Annotated in this window: 16 protein-coding genes and 1 tRNA gene; 10 read left to right on the top strand and 7 right to left on the bottom strand. The window is 69.6% G+C overall.

Annotated features, from left to right (window positions below; all coding sequences use genetic code 11):
• Positions 1-103: 103 nt before the first annotated feature.
• The 7 genes from ACZ6YG_RS01485 (at position 104) to ACZ6YG_RS01455 (ending at position 5,491) form a co-directional block, all read left to right on the top strand.
• A complete protein-coding gene (locus ACZ6YG_RS01485; RefSeq protein WP_466016895.1) occupies positions 104-520 on the top strand; it encodes a plasmid replication, integration and excision activator in 417 nt (138 codons plus the stop codon).
• Positions 521-787, top strand: a complete 267-nt coding sequence (locus tag ACZ6YG_RS01480) for a hypothetical protein (RefSeq protein ID WP_466016894.1) — start codon at positions 521-523, stop codon at positions 785-787.
• Positions 784-1,098 carry a hypothetical protein gene (locus ACZ6YG_RS01475; RefSeq protein WP_466016893.1) on the top strand — a complete coding sequence of 105 codons (315 nt, stop codon included), beginning with the start codon at positions 784-786 and terminating at the stop codon, positions 1,096-1,098. Before ACZ6YG_RS01480 ends, ACZ6YG_RS01475 begins: the two co-directional genes overlap by 4 nt.
• Before the next feature lie 88 nt (positions 1,099-1,186).
• Positions 1,187-2,614 (top strand): FtsK/SpoIIIE domain-containing protein, encoded by a 1,428-nt coding sequence (locus tag ACZ6YG_RS01470; RefSeq protein ID WP_466016892.1) that lies wholly within the window; start codon positions 1,187-1,189, stop codon positions 2,612-2,614.
• Positions 2,611-2,766 (top strand): hypothetical protein, encoded by a 156-nt coding sequence (locus tag ACZ6YG_RS01465; RefSeq protein WP_466016891.1) that lies wholly within the window; start codon positions 2,611-2,613, stop codon positions 2,764-2,766. The genes ACZ6YG_RS01470 and ACZ6YG_RS01465 overlap by 4 nt, the downstream gene beginning before the upstream one ends.
• A complete protein-coding gene (locus ACZ6YG_RS01460; RefSeq protein WP_466016890.1) occupies positions 2,763-4,370 on the top strand; it encodes a replication initiator in 1,608 nt (535 codons plus the stop codon). The genes ACZ6YG_RS01465 and ACZ6YG_RS01460 overlap by 4 nt, the downstream gene beginning before the upstream one ends.
• Positions 4,370-5,491, top strand: coding sequence for a tyrosine-type recombinase/integrase (locus ACZ6YG_RS01455; protein WP_466016889.1), 1,122 nt, complete (start codon positions 4,370-4,372; stop codon positions 5,489-5,491). Before ACZ6YG_RS01460 ends, ACZ6YG_RS01455 begins: the two co-directional genes overlap by 1 nt.
• A 60-nt stretch (positions 5,492-5,551) precedes the next feature.
• Here ACZ6YG_RS01455 and ACZ6YG_RS01450 read toward each other — a convergent pair.
• The 7 genes from ACZ6YG_RS01450 to ACZ6YG_RS01420 all read right to left on the bottom strand — a co-directional run bounded on the left by ACZ6YG_RS01450 (position 5,552) and on the right by ACZ6YG_RS01420 (position 8,620).
• Positions 5,552-5,623, bottom strand: a tRNA-Val gene (locus ACZ6YG_RS01450).
• 17 nt (positions 5,624-5,640) lie between these two features.
• Positions 5,641-6,591: an ROK family protein gene (locus tag ACZ6YG_RS01445; protein WP_466016888.1), complete on the bottom strand. Its 951-nt coding sequence runs from the start codon at positions 6,589-6,591 to the stop codon at positions 5,641-5,643.
• A 52-nt stretch (positions 6,592-6,643) separates the two neighbouring features.
• Positions 6,644-6,970 carry a hypothetical protein gene (locus ACZ6YG_RS01440; RefSeq protein WP_148030201.1) on the bottom strand — a complete coding sequence of 109 codons (327 nt, stop codon included), beginning with the start codon at positions 6,968-6,970 and terminating at the stop codon, positions 6,644-6,646.
• 12 nt (positions 6,971-6,982) lie between these two features.
• The gene (locus ACZ6YG_RS01435) at positions 6,983-7,435 is read right to left on the bottom strand and encodes a peroxiredoxin (RefSeq protein WP_466016887.1); all 453 of its coding nucleotides are present in this window, start codon (positions 7,433-7,435) and stop codon (positions 6,983-6,985) included.
• Between the two features lie 39 nt (positions 7,436-7,474).
• Complete coding sequence (locus ACZ6YG_RS01430) at positions 7,475-7,903, bottom strand: DUF3052 domain-containing protein (protein WP_148030199.1); 429 nt, start codon at positions 7,901-7,903, stop codon at positions 7,475-7,477.
• Positions 7,904-8,020: 117 nt separating this feature from the next.
• Positions 8,021-8,428 carry a secondary thiamine-phosphate synthase enzyme YjbQ gene (locus ACZ6YG_RS01425; RefSeq protein ID WP_148030198.1) on the bottom strand — a complete coding sequence of 136 codons (408 nt, stop codon included), beginning with the start codon at positions 8,426-8,428 and terminating at the stop codon, positions 8,021-8,023.
• 9 nt (positions 8,429-8,437) lie between these two features.
• Positions 8,438-8,620: a DUF1918 domain-containing protein gene (locus tag ACZ6YG_RS01420; protein ID WP_148030197.1), complete on the bottom strand. Its 183-nt coding sequence runs from the start codon at positions 8,618-8,620 to the stop codon at positions 8,438-8,440.
• Between the two features lie 497 nt (positions 8,621-9,117).
• Between ACZ6YG_RS01420 and aceE the strand changes: the two genes are divergently transcribed.
• The 3 genes from aceE to ACZ6YG_RS01405 all read left to right on the top strand — a co-directional run bounded on the left by aceE (position 9,118) and on the right by ACZ6YG_RS01405 (position 14,309).
• The gene (aceE, locus tag ACZ6YG_RS01415; protein WP_148030196.1) at positions 9,118-11,865 is read left to right on the top strand and encodes a pyruvate dehydrogenase (acetyl-transferring), homodimeric type; all 2,748 of its coding nucleotides are present in this window, start codon (positions 9,118-9,120) and stop codon (positions 11,863-11,865) included.
• Between the two features lie 178 nt (positions 11,866-12,043).
• Entirely contained in the window at positions 12,044-13,558 is a 1,515-nt protein-coding gene (locus ACZ6YG_RS01410; protein WP_148030195.1) for an alpha/beta hydrolase, read from the top strand.
• A gap of 10 nt (positions 13,559-13,568) precedes the next feature.
• On the top strand, positions 13,569-14,309 hold the full coding sequence (locus ACZ6YG_RS01405; protein WP_466016886.1) for a maleylpyruvate isomerase family mycothiol-dependent enzyme: 741 nt from the start codon (positions 13,569-13,571) through the stop codon (positions 14,307-14,309).
• Positions 14,310-14,464 lie beyond the last annotated feature (155 nt).

Below are 14,464 nucleotides of genomic sequence, written 5' to 3'. Positions count from 1 at the left end.
CGGCCGTCACCTTGCCTTAGTCACTTGACGTAGCAAGCTACGCAGAGTTACGGTCTAGCTACTTGATAGGTCGAGTGCCTGTCAGTCAACACAAGGAGTAGTTATGGCTCTGCAAGGCCCCATCCCCGTCACCTACGCCATGGTCTTCCCGCACGGCTGCTACGTCGTCGGCGAGGTCGAGCCCGTCAAGGACTTCGACGCCTCGACGAACGGCCGGTTCGTGCAGGCCCGCGACAAGCAGACCGGTGAGCTGGTCTGGCAGGTCGCGGTCATGGACGGTGATCCGACCCTCAAGCCCGCACAGAAGACGGTGGCGGTCAAGATCCTGGCCCCGGTTCAGCCGGTGCCGCCCGCCCCGATCCAGGGGCTTCCGTTCACGCCCGTCGAGTTCGACGGCATCACGGTCACGCCGTACGTCAACGGCAACGGCTGGCTCGCCTACTCGATCAAAGTTCGCGAGATGCGGGCTCCCCACCAGACCCAGCCCGCCCAGGCCAAGGCCGGAAAGGACGCCGCCTAAATGACCCGTCGCCGTACTCCGCGCAACAGCGTGATCCGGCTGACCACCGGACACGCCGCCCGCACGCTCAACCACCCGTTCACCCGCCGTGAGCCCGTCCTGGCGCTCGACTTCGGAGCGACCTCCGTCCTGGTCACCACCAGCGGACCCGTGACGAAGGACGACTTGGAGTTCGCGCGCCAGCTCGCCCGCGAGGCGCACCGCTTTGCCCGCTCGGTGGAACGCAGCTTCTACGGCCTGCCCGACGGCAAGGGGGTCGCGGCATGAACAAGAACCGGCCCTACACCTACGTCACCTTGTCCATGCGACCGGAGTCCACGCCGCACGTTGGCGTCTCCTTCCACACGCCGGACCTGCGGGTCCGCGCCGGAATCCTGCTCAGCAACCCGCGCCCGTACCTGGAGGTCAGCTCCCACGAGGCGCACGTCCACATCTCCACCACCGGGGCCGGACCGATCAGCGACGCTGACCTGACCCTGGCCCGGGACATCTTTAACGCCGCCGCTCGCTACCTGGCCGACTGCGAGTGCCTGCACGCCGAACAGGCCGACAAGGACGCCACCGACACGGCGGCCTGACACATGAGGCGGGGCCGCTGGAAGCGGCAACTTCCGGCGGCCCCTCGGTTCTCCCACGACTTGCTCAATCACGAGAGGTTCCCAGCTTATGTTCAGGCGGCTGCCTGGCGACGAGGCGCGTAACCTCGTCTCCACCACGCCCGACACGGCCGTCGTCTTCCGACCGGCCGTGCTCAAGACTCCCGCCCTCGTCACTCTCCTCGTCTACGGCTGGCGCTTCCTGGCCGCGCTGATCCGTACGATCTGGCGGCACCCGATCGCCGTCGCCGTCCCGGCCGCTCTCGCCGCCCTGTGGGCCTGGCACGGCTGGCCCCTGGCCCTGTCCGTGCTCGGCTTCGTCGTCCTGGCGCTCCTCGGCTGGGCGTTCACTGACCGGGCCTCCTTCGCCCGCCTGGTGGGCTGGCGGCTGCTGGCCTGGTGGCGGCTCGTCTCCATCTACCGCCGCCACTGGCAGCCCGTGATGGACGTCTCCGGCCTGGCCCGGCGAGTCCACGGCCGCGACTACCTGCCCCGGCTCGTCCGCGTCCAATGCGACGGCTGGGCCGACCGGATCACCGTCCGCATGCTCAAAGGCCAAGCAGTCAAGGACTGGGCCGACCGCACCGACAACCTCGCCCACGGCTTCGGCACCACCTCATGCCGCGTCACACTTATCCAGGGCGGCCGGTTGCTGCTCACCTTCCCGCGCAGCGACCCCCTCGCCGCCCCGATCCCAGCCCTTCCCATCCCGGATGAGCCGACCGTGGGACCGGTCGAGATCGGCAAGCAAGAGGACGGGCAACCGCTGCGGCTCAAGGTGCACGGCACTCACGTGCTGATCGCGGGTGCGACCGGGGCCGGCAAAGGCTCGTTCCTGTGGGACACCATCCGCGGCCTGCTCCCCGCCATGCGCGCGGGCCTGGCCGAGGTGTGGGCGCTCGACCCGAAGCTGATGGAGCTGTCCTACGGCCGCGAACTCTTCCAAGGACGCTACGCCGCCGACCCGGCCGACTGCGCCGACCTGCTGGACGAGGCCGTCACCGTCATGCACAAGCGCGCCGCCCGCTTCGCCGGACTCCAGCGCTCCCACTCCCCGACCGTCGAGGACCCGTTCGTCTTGGTCCTCGTCGACGAAGTGGCCTTCCTGACCGCCTACCAACCCGACAAGCAACTCCGTCACCGCATCTCCGCCGCCCTGGCCACCCTCGCCACGCAAGGCCGCTCGGTCGGCGTCGGCGTCATGGCCGCGCTCCAGGACCCACGCAAGGAGGTCATGAACATTCGCAACCTGTTCCCCGACAAGATCGCCCTGCGGCTCGACGAATCCGAGCAGGTGGACATGGTCCTCGGCGACGGCGCCCGCGATCGTGGCGCTCTGGCCGATCACATCTCCCCCGTCCCGGAGCTGGGCGCGGGGGTGGCGTACATGCGCCTGGAGACGAGCCCCGACCCGATCCGGGTCCGTGCCGCCTACGTCTCCGATCACGACATCCGGCAGATGGTCAGCCTGTTCACCGAGCGGGGTGAGGCCGCATGACGCTGGCTCACGTCCTCGACGGCCTTCGCTGCGCTGCCTGCCACACCCTCAACGTTCTCTGGCTCGACCCAGTCCGCGCCCTGGTCGAGTGCCGCGAGTGCGGCCAGACCGCCCTCATCACCTGCGACCTCGACGAAGGGAGGACCACATGACCCATGCGCACGACCGCGCACTCCCCCGAGCCATCCGCCAGGCCATGCCGATGGCCCGCGAAGTCCTGGAAGAGGTCGCCAAGCAGCACGGCGTCTGCATCCGGCCCATCCCGCTCAAGCGCCTCGACACGCACACCGGCAAGATCGAGATCATCGACGTTCCGTGCGGGGCCACCCTCGACAGCAAGTGCCCGCCGTGTGCCAAGCGCAACCGGCAGCTCCGCATGGCCCAATGCCGTGAGGGCTGGCACCTCGACGAAGAACCCGCCATCACACCCGACGAGCCGAACGAGGAACAGCGCTGGCTGGTCGAGTTCCGCGCCGACATCCAGGCCCAGCGCGACGATGCCGAGAAGGCCGGCCTCGACACCACCGACCTGGACGCGCTCATCGTCGGCCTGGACGAGGAGATCAACGCCGCCGGAATGCGGGGCAACGTCCTCGGCCGTACGACCACCAAGCGGACTCGTTCGACCAGACGGCGACAGGACGCACCCGACCTGCCCAAGCGGAAGATGTCCAACACCACCCTCGGCCGGACCTTCCAGGCACCTGACGGCAAGACCTATCGGCCGTCGCTGTTCGTCACGCTCACCCTGCCCTCGTACGGCAAAGTCCGTGACGGGGTGCCGGTCGATCCCGAAACGTACGACTACGGGCGCGCTGCTCGGGACGCGCTGCATTTCTCCAAGCTGGTGGACCGGTTCGTGCAGAACCTTCGCCGGGTCGCGGGCTATGACGTGCAGTACTTCGCCGCCGTCGAGCCTCAGAAGCGGCTCGCCCCGCACCTGCACATGGCCATCCGCGGCACCCTTCCGCGCGCGGAGATCAAGCAGATCGCCGCCGCCACGTATCACCAGGTGTGGTGGCCCCAGGCCGACGAAGTCGTCTTCGACGGCGAACACCTGCCCGTCTGGCAGGACGGAGTCGGCTACCTCGACCCGGCAACCGGCGAAAAACTTCCCACCTGGGACGAAGCCCTCGACGCGCTGGACGAGGACGCCGAACCACTCCACGTCATTCGGTTCGGCGAACAGGTCGATGTCCAAGGCGTGCTCGCGGGCACCCCGGACGCCGACCAGTGCATCCGCTACCTGTCCAAGTACCTCACCAAGTCCATCGGCGACGCCCTCGACGGCGGCCAGGCCCAGCAGGAGCACGCCGCCCGCATGCTGGATGCCCTCCGCTACGAGCCCTGCTCGCCCACCTGCCCGAACTGGCTGCGCTACGGCATCCAGCCCAAGGGCGCCAGGCCCGGCATGCTCCCCGGCCGCTGCCGCTCCAAGGCCCACAAGCCCGAACACCTCGGCTACGCGGGCCGCCGCGTCCTGGTCTCCCGTAAGTGGTCCAACAAGACCCTCGCCGAACACAAGCAAGACCGCCGCACCTGGGTCCTGGAAGCCCTCGGCCAGGCCAACGAGCCCACCGACCCGCACCGCTACGTCTGGCGTCCCGTCCCGGCCGGAGACGCCAACGTGCCGCCGCTCGCCGTCCGGCTCCTCCGCTCCGTGCACGAACGCCAGCGCTGGCGAGCCCACCTTAGAGAGCTGGAGGCCAGAGCAACGGGACAAGATCTTTCGGCAATGGAAGGGAGGGCGGCCTGATGGCGAACAAGCCAGGCAAGCGGCGCTTCGGCAGCATCCGGCAACTCCCCTCCGGCCGGTTCCAGATCCGCTACCCCGGCCCTGATGGCAAGATCCGCATGGGTGAGACCACCTACGCCCGCGAGCGTGACGCCGAGAAGGCGCTCTCACTGATCGAGGCCAAGCTGATCACAGGCGATTGGACCGATCCCCAGCGTGCCAGGGTCAAGCTCGGCGACTACGCGGACAAGTGGATTACCGAACGGACGAACCTCCGACCCCGTACCGTCGAGATCTACAGGGGACTGCTCAAGCGCTACATCGGCCCTCACCTGGGCGGCGTGCCGATCGGCAAGCTGGACACGGCTGCGATCCGCGAGTGGCGCGTCCTGCTTCTCGGCAACGGCGTCGGCCAGTCCGAAGTGGCCAAGGCCTATCGGCTTCTGCGGGCCGTGCTCATGACAGCGGCGGACGACCAAATCATCCCGCGCAACCCGTGCCGCATCAGGGGCGCCGGCGAGGAGAAGCCGGAGGAGCGGCCGGTCCTCACCGTGGCGAAGGTATTCGAGCTGGCCGACCTGATGCCGGAACGCCTCCGCGCCCTGGTCCTCCTCGCGACCTTCGCCAGCCTGCGGTGGGGCGAAGTAGCCGCCCTGCGTCGGATGGACCTGGACCTCACGGCCCAGACGGTCAGCGTTCGGCAACAGCATGTGGAACTCGACACGGGCGAACTCCTTGTCGGCCCGCCCAAGTCCCGCGCGGGAGTCCGTACGGTCGCCGTCCCGGAAGCGATCATCCCGGCCCTCCGCAACCACCTCGACCAGTTCGCCGAGCCCGAGGCCGACACCCTGATATTCACGGGCCAACGCGGCAGCATCCTCCGCCGGAGCAACTTCCGTCGCGCGGCCAAGTGGGACAAGAGCACCAAGAAGATCGGCGTTCCGGGCCTGCACTTCCACGACCTGCGACACACCGGAAACACGATCGCCGCCAGTTCCGGCGCGAGCCTCAAAGATCTCATGCAGCGCATGGGACACGACTCCGTCCGAGCAGCCCTGATCTACCAGCACAGCACAGCGGAAGCCGACCGCAAGATCGCCGACGCGATGAACGCCAAGATCACCAAAGGCGCCAGCACCTAATGGCACGCTAATGGCACGAAGCCCCGTTTCCATGATCGGAGACGGGGCTATTGTCACAGGTGGGCGGTACTGGGTTCGAACCAGTGACCCCTCGCTTGTAAGGCGAGTGCTCTACCGCTGAGCTAACCGCCCCTGATCGGCACTACACCTTACGACACCAACGGCGCCGCTCGCACATCCACGTCCCAGCTCGCACCCAGGTCGGGCCGACCGGCCGCGCGCCAGCCCAGGAGGGCCGCGCCCAGCATGCCCGCGTCCACCCCCAGGGCGGCCGGCAGCAGCGGCGGGGCCTCCCTGAACGACAGCCGCTTGACGAGGCGGGTCCGTACGGGGTCGAAGAGCGCGGGGCCGGCCTGGGAGAGACCGCCGCCCAGCACGATCATGGCCGGGTCCAGCAGCAGCGTGTAGGTGGCCAGCGCCAGCGACAGCGCCTCCACGGCCTCGTCCCACACCTCGATGGCGATCGGGTCGTCGGAGACGACGACCTGCTCGGCCTTGGCGCTCTCCAGGCCGGCCCGCTGGGCGTAGCGCCTGCCGACGGAGGCGGCGGAGGCGTACGTCTCCAGGCAGCCGTACTGGCCGCAGGCGCACTGCTCGCCGTCGGGGAAGACGGGGATGTGCCCGATCTCGCCGCTCCAGCCCGCCGCTCCCCCGTACGGGGCGCCGTCGACGATCATGGCGCCGGCGATGCCGGTGCCGATGGGCAGGAACAGGAAGTCGGCGGCGCCGCGCCCGGCGCCGAGCACGCTCTCGGCGAGGCCCCCGGTGCGGACGTCGTGGCCGAGGACGACGGGCACGCCGAGGTCGGTGAAGTCCTGGGCGGGGATGTCGCGCCAGCCGAGGTTGGCGGCGTAGAGGGCGGTGTCCTCCGACACCAGCCCGGGAACGGCCAGGCCGACCCCTGCCGGGCTGCCGTCGCCGGTCTCGGCCAGGTGGCCGATGAAGTCGCGGATCGCGGTCACGACCGCCTCCGGGCCGTCGGCGCGTGGGGTGGGGCGCCGCTCGGAGAGCAGGACGACGCCGTTCTCGCTGACCAGGCCGCCCTTCATGGACGTGCCGCCGACGTCGAGCGCGACGACGTACGCAGGGGTGTGGGACACGGAAGGAGACGATAGCGCAGCTCAGCGTTTGTCTGGAAAAGTCCCCTGCGTTTCAGGTACGGCCGAGCACGCGGTCGAGCGCGGCCTCGACCTCGGCCGAGAGGCCCGGCGGCGAGCCCGAGGCGAGCAGCGCGCCCGAGTCGACCGGCGTGGTGGTCCTGGCGACCCGCACGGCGCCGCAGGAGCGGCATTCCACCTCTCCGAGCCGGCAGATCAGCGCCGCCGACCCGCATCCCGCACACGTGTCGAGGTCGAGGTCGTGCGACCGTTGACAGTCCGGGCAGACCAGCACCTGGGTTTCGCGGTGGACCCCGCGTCTCCACGGGCTGACACCCCGGACCGGGTCGGTCTGCCGGGCCCCGCAGCGGTAGCAGGGCATGGTTTCCTCCGTTTAGGCGATGTCGGCGAGTGCCTTGAGGTAGTCGGCGACGTCACGCGCCTCACCGATCGGCTTGACCACCGACCAGCGGATCACGCCCTCGCCGTCGATGATGAAGGTCCCCCGGCGCGCGAAGCCCTTCCCCTCATCGAACACACCGTACGCCCGCGCGACCTGTCCATGTGGCCAGAAATCGGAGAGAAGCGGGAAAGCGTAACCCTCCTGGTCCGCCCAGGCGCGGTGGGCGAAGACGGAGTCGACGGAGACGGTGAGCAGGTGCGCGTCAGCCGGGAAAGCGCGCAGCGCCGAGAGCTCACCGTGACACACCCCGCTGAAGGCCAGGGGGTAGAAGACCAGCACGACACGCGTGCCCCTGAACTGGGACAGCCGCACCGGGCTGCCGTGCTGGTCCTGGAGCTCGAAATCCGGAGCGGTGGCGCCGACCTCGACAGGATGTCCGTTCACACGCCTCATCCTGCCGTACGGGCTGGCGCTCTCGCTCTCCTACCGCCTGCCTTTGGGCGTGACGAGCCGGGTCCCCGACCAGTCGGGTGCGGCGGAGATGCTGCTGGTCTGCGAGAGACCCGCGGTAACGGCGTCCTCACCTATGTCGCTCGGCTCCACGTGGCCGTCGCGCCCGGCCTTGGGCGTGAGAAGCCAGATCTGACCGCCTTCGGCGAGAGATCGCATGGCGTTGGTCAGGGCATCGAACAGATCCCCGTCACCGTCGCGCCACCACAGCAGCGCCACGTCGACGACGTCGTCGGTGTCCTCGTCGAGCAGTTCGTTGCCGGTCAGGTCCTCGATGGACTCGCGAAGCTTCTCGTCGACGTCCTCGTCCCAGCCGATCTCCTGCACCACCTGACCCGGCTTGAGGCCGAGTCGTTCGGCCAGGCCGCGCTCGCCCTGCGCCTGACCCGCGGTCGCGCTCACGTTTATCCCTCCTGCTTGAGTGGCCCCGCATATGCGGTTTATCGCTTCGGGACAGTCCACACGCTGTGACCCTCAGTCGTCAACGGTCGCCACGGGTACGGCCGTACTCGGCCAGGTTCAACCGGGCAGAAACGACAGCCGAACCTGACGTTGCGTATTGTCGACATTCAGGTCGACCAGGGCGACGGACTGCCAGGTGCCGAGCGCCATCCTGCCGCCCAGCACGGGGATCGTGGCGTACGGCGGCACGATCGCCGGCATGACATGTGACCTGCCGTGACCCGGCGAACCGTGCCGATGGCGCCAGCGGTCGTCGGCCGGCAGCAGATCTCCCAGCGCCGCCAGCAGGTCGTCGTCGCTGCCCGAGCCCAGCTCCAGCAGGGCGACGCCCGCCGTCGCGTGCGGGACGAAGACGTGCAGCAGCCCGTCTTCACCCTGCTCGCGGACGAAAACGGCGCATTCGGCGGTGATGTCGTGCACCGTCTCTCGTGATCCCGTGGCCACGGAGATGAGTTCGGATCTCACCCGTGAATCCTACTGAGGCACGATGACGGAATCGGGGCCTGGAAACACCAGCGCCGTGTGGCCGTCATCGAACCGCACGATGTACGGAGGCCCCCCGTTGGGCCCCCGGACCTCGATGATGACGCCGGTTCGGTCCCTTTCGCCGACCGTGCTGCCGTGCACGAGAAGCCGGTCGCCTGCCGTCGCATTCATAGGTCCAGATTCGTACGGGGAAGGCCTGGCGAAAAGAGGGGAATCGTCCACGCTTCCCCAAGTGTGGGTAAGAGAGGCCCGAAACACCCTCCCGCGGGCGGGCGCAACGGAGGCCCGCAGGGGGCATGATCGACGCGAAGCTGAGACTTTCCTGGCAATCTTCCCGGGGACCGCGCGGAGGCGAGCCAGTTCGGGCGGACCGCCGGACGGGTAGGGGGCGTTGGGGCGACCCGGGAGGTGACGCCACCCCCCGGCGGGGGGATACTCGACCATGTGAGGCAAAATTTCGTAGGTTTTCCGGTCTTGTTAAATTGAACTGCCGTTGTAACCTTGGCCGGTAATTCGTCCTACCATCGGTGGTCTAGGCCACCGATGGCGGCCCTGCCAGCAGGGATGTCCTGGTTACTCATCGGTAGAGATGCACTTTCGACCGTGAGCGACCAGGATGGAAAGCGACCCCAGACCAGACATCAGTCAACCTCGGAAGGCGAGACCCAGTGGCTTCCGGACGCCAGCGTTTCTCGATCATCAGCGACGGCCTACCCAGCCAGTTGCCTGATGTCGATCCCAGTGAGACCAACGAGTGGCTCGAGTCCCTCGACAACGTCGTCAAGACGGAGGGCCGCACGAGAGCCCGCTATCTGATGCTCCGCATTCTGGAGCGGGCGCGCGAGCACCAGGTCGGCGTGCCGGGCCTGCGCAGCACCGACTACATCAACACCATCCCGCCGGAGCGCGAGCCCTGGTTCCCCGGCGACGAGCACGTCGAGCGGCGGATCCGCGCCTACATCCGCTGGAACGCCGCGGTCATGGTGTCGCGGGCCAACGCCCGCACCAACGTGGGCGGCCACATCGCCACCTACGCCTCCGCCGCGTCGCTCTACGAGGTGGGCTTCAACCACTTCTTCCGCGGCAAGGACCACGGCGAGTCGGGCGACCAGGTGTTCTTCCAGGGCCACGCGGCGCCCGGCATCTACGCCCGCGCCTTCCTGGAGGGGCGGCTCAACGAGAGCCAGCTCGACGCGTTCCGTCAGGAGCTGTCGCACGGCTTCCACGGCCTGCCCTCCTACCCGCACCCGCGGCTCATGCCCGACTTCTGGGAGTTCCCGACCGTCTCCATGGGTCTGGGCCCGATCAACGCGATCTACCAGGCGCGGTTCAACCGCTACCTGCTCAACCGCGAGATCAAGGACACCAGCCGCAGCCACGTGTGGGCGTTCCTGGGCGACGGCGAGATGGACGAGCCCGAGTCGCTGGGCGCGATCGGCGTCGCCGCCCGCGAGGAGCTCGACAACCTCACGTTCGTGATCAACTGCAACCTGCAGCGGCTCGACGGTCCGGTACGCGGCAACGGCAAGATCATCCAGGAGCTGGAGGCCTACTTCCGCGGCGCCGGCTGGAACGTCATCAAGGTCGTCTGGGGCCGCGACTGGGACCCGCTGCTGGCAGCCGACGTCGACGGCGTGCTCGTCAACCAGATGAACACGACTCCCGACGGCCAGTTCCAGACCTACTCGGTCGAGTCGGGCGCCTACATCCGCGACCACTTCTTCGGCACCGACCCCCGGCTGCGCAAGATGGCCGAGCACCTCAGCGACGACGACATCCGCAAGCTGTCGCGCGGCGGCCACGACTACCGCAAGGTCTACGCGGCCTTCAAGGCGGCCCGCGAGCACGTCGGCCAGCCGACGGTCATCCTGGCCCAGACCATCAAGGGCTGGACGCTCGGCAAGGACTTCGAGGCGCGCAACGCCACCCACCAGATGAAGAAGCTCACCAAGGCCGAGCTGAAGGAGTTCCGCGACCGGCTCTACCTGCCGATACCGGACTCCGCCCTGGAGGGTGAGCTCCCGCCGTACTTCCACCCGGGCGAGAACGACCCGGAGATCGAGTACATGAAGGAGCGCCGCGCGGCGCTCGGCGGCGTGCTGCCCAAGCGGGTCAACCGCGCCAAGCCGGTCAAGCTGCCCGGCGACGAGGTCTACAAGGGCTTCACCAAGGGCTCGGGCAAGCAGCAGGTCGCCACCACGATGGCGTTCGTGCGGCTGCTCAAGGACCTCATGCGCGACAAGGAGATCGGCCACCGGTTCGTGCCGGTCATCCCCGACGAGGCGCGCACGTTCGGCCTGGACGCGATGTTCCCGACGGCGAAGATCTACTCGCCGCACGGCCAGATGTACGAGGCCGTCGACCGCGAGCTGCTGCTGTCGTACAAGGAGGCCGTGCAGGGGCAGATCCTGCACGAGGGCATCAGCGAGTCGGGGTCGATGGCGTCGGCGATCGCGGCCGGCACGTCCTACTCCACGCACGGCGAGCCCATGATCCCGATCTACATCTTCTACTCGATGTTCGGGTTCCAGCGCACCGGCGACCAGATGTGGGCCATGGGCGACCAGATGGGCCGGGGCTTCCTGCTCGGCGCCACGGCCGGCCGCACCACGCTCAACGGCGAGGGCCTGCAGCACGAAGACGGGCACTCGCCGCTCATCGCCTCCACCAACCCGGCGGCGATCGTCTACGACCCGTCGTGGGCGTTCGAGGTGGCCCACATCGTCAAGGACGGCCTGCGCCGCATGTACGGCGACAAGCCCGAGGACGTGTTCTACTACCTGACCGTCTACAACGAGCCCTACCTGCAGCCGGCCCAGCCCGACGGCGTCGACGTCGACGGCCTGCTGAAGGGCCTCTACAAGTACGCCGACGGGCCGGAGACGCAGGGGCCGAAGGCCAACATCCTGTCCTCCGGCGTGGCCGGGCCGTGGGCGATGGAGGCCCAGCGGATGCTGGCCGACGACTGGGGCGTGTCGGCCTCCGTCTGGTCGGCCACCTCCTGGACCGAGCTCCGCCGCGAGGCGCTGACCTGCGACGAGCACAACCTGCTCAACCCCGACGCCGAGCAGCGCGTGCCGTACGTGACCCGCGCGCTGTCGCAGGCGGAGGGCCCGTTCGTGGGCGTCAGCGACTACATGAAGGCCGTGCAGGACCAGATCGCGCAGTGGGTCCCGGGCGACTGGTCCTCGCTGGGCACCGACGGGTTCGGCCTGTCCGACACCCGCTCGGCGCTGCGCCGCCACTTCCACGTCGACGCCGCCTCCATCACGCTGGCGGTGCTCACGTCCCTCGTACGCAGGGGCGAGCTCGACGGCGAGGTGCTGCGCGAGGCGATCGCCCGCTACCACCTGAAGAACGGCGTCACCGAGGCCGGCGGCCCGGAGACCAACGACACCCAGTCGATGGGCGTCTGACACATCCGTGAGGCGCGCCCCCGCGAAGAACATGCGCGGGGGCGCCTTCCGTTCCGGGGGCGCCCGTCCCGGGAAGGCGGCGCGCGTGCGGAGGGGTGGCGCGCCGCCCGATCCCGCGCGCGGTCCCGTATTGTGGGCAGGGCTTCCCCCGGAGTCGACAAGGGGGAGACTGTTCGTGATGCGCCGCGTCCTTGCCGCCGCACTCGTGGCCGCCACAGCCGCCATGACGGCCGGCTGTGTCGACACCGCCGAGCCCGCCAGCGACGGATCGCCCGTGGAGCCGACCGGGGGGCAGATCGCGTGGGGCCCGTGCACCGACATCAAGCGTGCCGACGGGGAGCCACCCGCCCGCCAGGACAAGAACGTACGCTGCGGGAAGCTGGCGGTGCCGCTCGACTACTCCGACCCTGAGGGCGAGAAGATCGAGCTGGCCATGATCAAGATCCCGGCGGTCGACCAGGGCAACCGGATCGGCTCGTTGCTGTTCAACTTCGGCGGTCCCGGCGCGTCCGGCGTCGACACGCTCGACCAGGCGGCCAAGGCCCTGTCGTCGCTGCGCGCCCGCTACGACCTGATCAGCTTCGACCCGCGGGGCGTCGAGCGCAGCTCGGGGGTGCGCTGCGGCACGGGGGCCGACCTGGACGAGTTCACCGCGTTGAACACCCTGCCGCCCGGCGAGGAGACCCGCCGCAGGATCAACGAGGCCAACCGGAAGTTCGCCGACTTGTGCGGCCAGGACTCGGGCAAGATCCTGCCGTACGTCGGCACGGTCAACGCCGCCCGCGACATGGACCGGATGCGGACCGCGCTGGGCGACGAGAAGCTCCACTACGTCGGCATGTCGTACGGCACCCAGCTCGGCGCCGTCTACGCGACCCTGTTCCCCGGCAACGTCGGCCGCATGGTGCTGGACGCGCCGCTGGACCCGACGGTCAGCTTCGAGGAGCGCACGCTGGCCCAGACCCGCGGCTTCCAGCACGTCTACCGGAACTTCCTGAAGGCGTGCGTCAAGGAGCGGTGCGAGGTCGGCGCGAGCGTGGAGGCCGCCAACGCGAACGTGGAGAAGCTGCTCAACGACCTGGCGGCGCGGCCGCTCAAGGTCGGCACCCGCGAGCTGACCCAGGGGCTGGCGGCCACCGGGGTGGCGTCGGCGCTCTACTCGGAGCTGAGCTGGCCGTTCCTGGAGACCGCGCTCGGGCAGGCGCTCAAGGGCCAGGGCGGCGCGCTGCTGTATCTGGCCGACACCTACACCGGCCGCAACGAGGACGGCACCTACTCCACCCAGATGACCAGCTTCCCGGCCATCACCTGCGTCGACACGGCCGAGCGGCCCGACGCGCGGACGCTGCGCCGCACGGAAGAGGCCGCGCTGAAGATTTCGCCGCTGTTCGGCAGCGAGGGCTCGGGCGGGATCTGCAGCGTCTGGCCGGCCGCGGGCGGCGACGAGGCCAAGCGGGTGGACGCCACCGGCTCGGCCCCCATCATGGTGATCGGGGGCAAGAACGACCCGGCGACCCCGTACGAGTGGGCGCCCAAGCTGACCGCCCAGCTCAAGACCGCCACGCTGGTCACGTACGAGGGCGAGGGGCACGGCGCCTACCTGTCGGGCAGCCAGTGCGTCGCCAAGCTGGTCGACTCCTATCTGCTCGACGGCAAGCTGCCCCGGCGCGGCGCGACCTGCCCGGCGGCCTAGGCTCTGACATGTGACGGACTACTGCTCCCTGGTGGAGGACGAGACGGCGCGGGTGGCCCGGCTGGCCTCCGCGCCGGCTGACACGCCGGTGCCCGCGTGCCCGGGCTGGGCTCTCGGCGACCTCATCACGCATCTGGGCACCATGCACCGGTGGGTCACCCACATGGTGTCGACCCGCAACCAGGACCGGCTCTGGTCCCGCGAGGTGCCCAACGGCCTGGACGAGGGCGCGCACGGCGACGCCGCGTGGCTGGCGGAGGGGTCCGCCGAGATGGTGCGGACGCTGCGCGCCACCGACCCGGCGACGCCGCTGTGGACGTGGGGGCCCGGCGGCACCGCGGGCTGGTGGGCCAGGCGGATGGCGTTCGAGCTGGTCGTGCACCGGGTGGACGCCGAGCAGGCGCTCGGCGTGGAGCCCGAGGTGGCCGCAGAGGTGGCGGCCGACGGCGTCGAGGAACTGCTCGGCAACCTGCCTGGCGCCCGGTGGGTGAGCAGGCGGCTGGCGGAGCTGGGCCTGGAGGGCGCGACGATCCACCTGCACGCGACCGACCTGCCCGGCGAGTGGACGTTCACGCAGGGGCCCGAAGGCGCGGTGACGTGGGAGCGCGGGCACGCCAAGGGCGACGCCGCGGTGCGGGCGCCGGCCCGCGACCTGCTGCTGCTGATGTACGGCAGGCGCTCGTGCGACGGGCTGGAGGTGTTCGGCGACCGGGCGCTGCTGGAGAGATGGCTCTCGGCCGGCGGGCTGTGAGCCCCGGACGCGCCGCCACTCGGCGGTCGGCGGCGTGTCCGGGGCGGGGGCGCCGCCACTGAGGGCGGCCGGACGCGGGCCCGGGCTTCGCGGGGAAGGCGTACGCCGGGCCCACGACGATCAGTTTCGCCGGTGGAAGACGCCGAACAGGTTGC

The sequence above is a fragment of the Nonomuraea sp. NPDC054003 genome, assembly GCF_055585125.1.
The sequence above is the reverse complement of the archived record's forward strand: the minus strand, read 5'-3'. Positions and strand labels throughout refer to the sequence as shown.

Bases quoted from the DNA above. Each gene is read 5' to 3' on its own strand.
- ACZ6YG_RS01460 (WP_466016890.1), top strand. From the start codon at position 2,763: ATGACCCATGCGCACGACCGCGCACTCCCCCGAGCCATCCGCCAGGCC.
- ACZ6YG_RS01475 (WP_466016893.1), top strand. From the start codon at position 784: ATGAACAAGAACCGGCCCTACACCTACGTCACCTTGTCCATGCGACCG.
- ACZ6YG_RS01410 (WP_148030195.1), top strand. From the start codon at position 12,044: ATGCGCCGCGTCCTTGCCGCCGCACTCGTGGCCGCCACAGCCGCCATG.
- ACZ6YG_RS01470 (WP_466016892.1), top strand. From the start codon at position 1,187: ATGTTCAGGCGGCTGCCTGGCGACGAGGCGCGTAACCTCGTCTCCACC.
- ACZ6YG_RS01465 (WP_466016891.1), top strand. From the start codon at position 2,611: ATGACGCTGGCTCACGTCCTCGACGGCCTTCGCTGCGCTGCCTGCCAC.
- ACZ6YG_RS01420 (WP_148030197.1), bottom strand. From the start codon at position 8,620: ATGAATGCGACGGCAGGCGACCGGCTTCTCGTGCACGGCAGCACGGTC.
- ACZ6YG_RS01440 (WP_148030201.1), bottom strand. From the start codon at position 6,970: ATGCCCTGCTACCGCTGCGGGGCCCGGCAGACCGACCCGGTCCGGGGT.
- ACZ6YG_RS01485 (WP_466016895.1), top strand. From the start codon at position 104: ATGGCTCTGCAAGGCCCCATCCCCGTCACCTACGCCATGGTCTTCCCG.
- ACZ6YG_RS01480 (WP_466016894.1), top strand. From the start codon at position 521: ATGACCCGTCGCCGTACTCCGCGCAACAGCGTGATCCGGCTGACCACC.
- ACZ6YG_RS01455 (WP_466016889.1), top strand. From the start codon at position 4,370: ATGGCGAACAAGCCAGGCAAGCGGCGCTTCGGCAGCATCCGGCAACTC.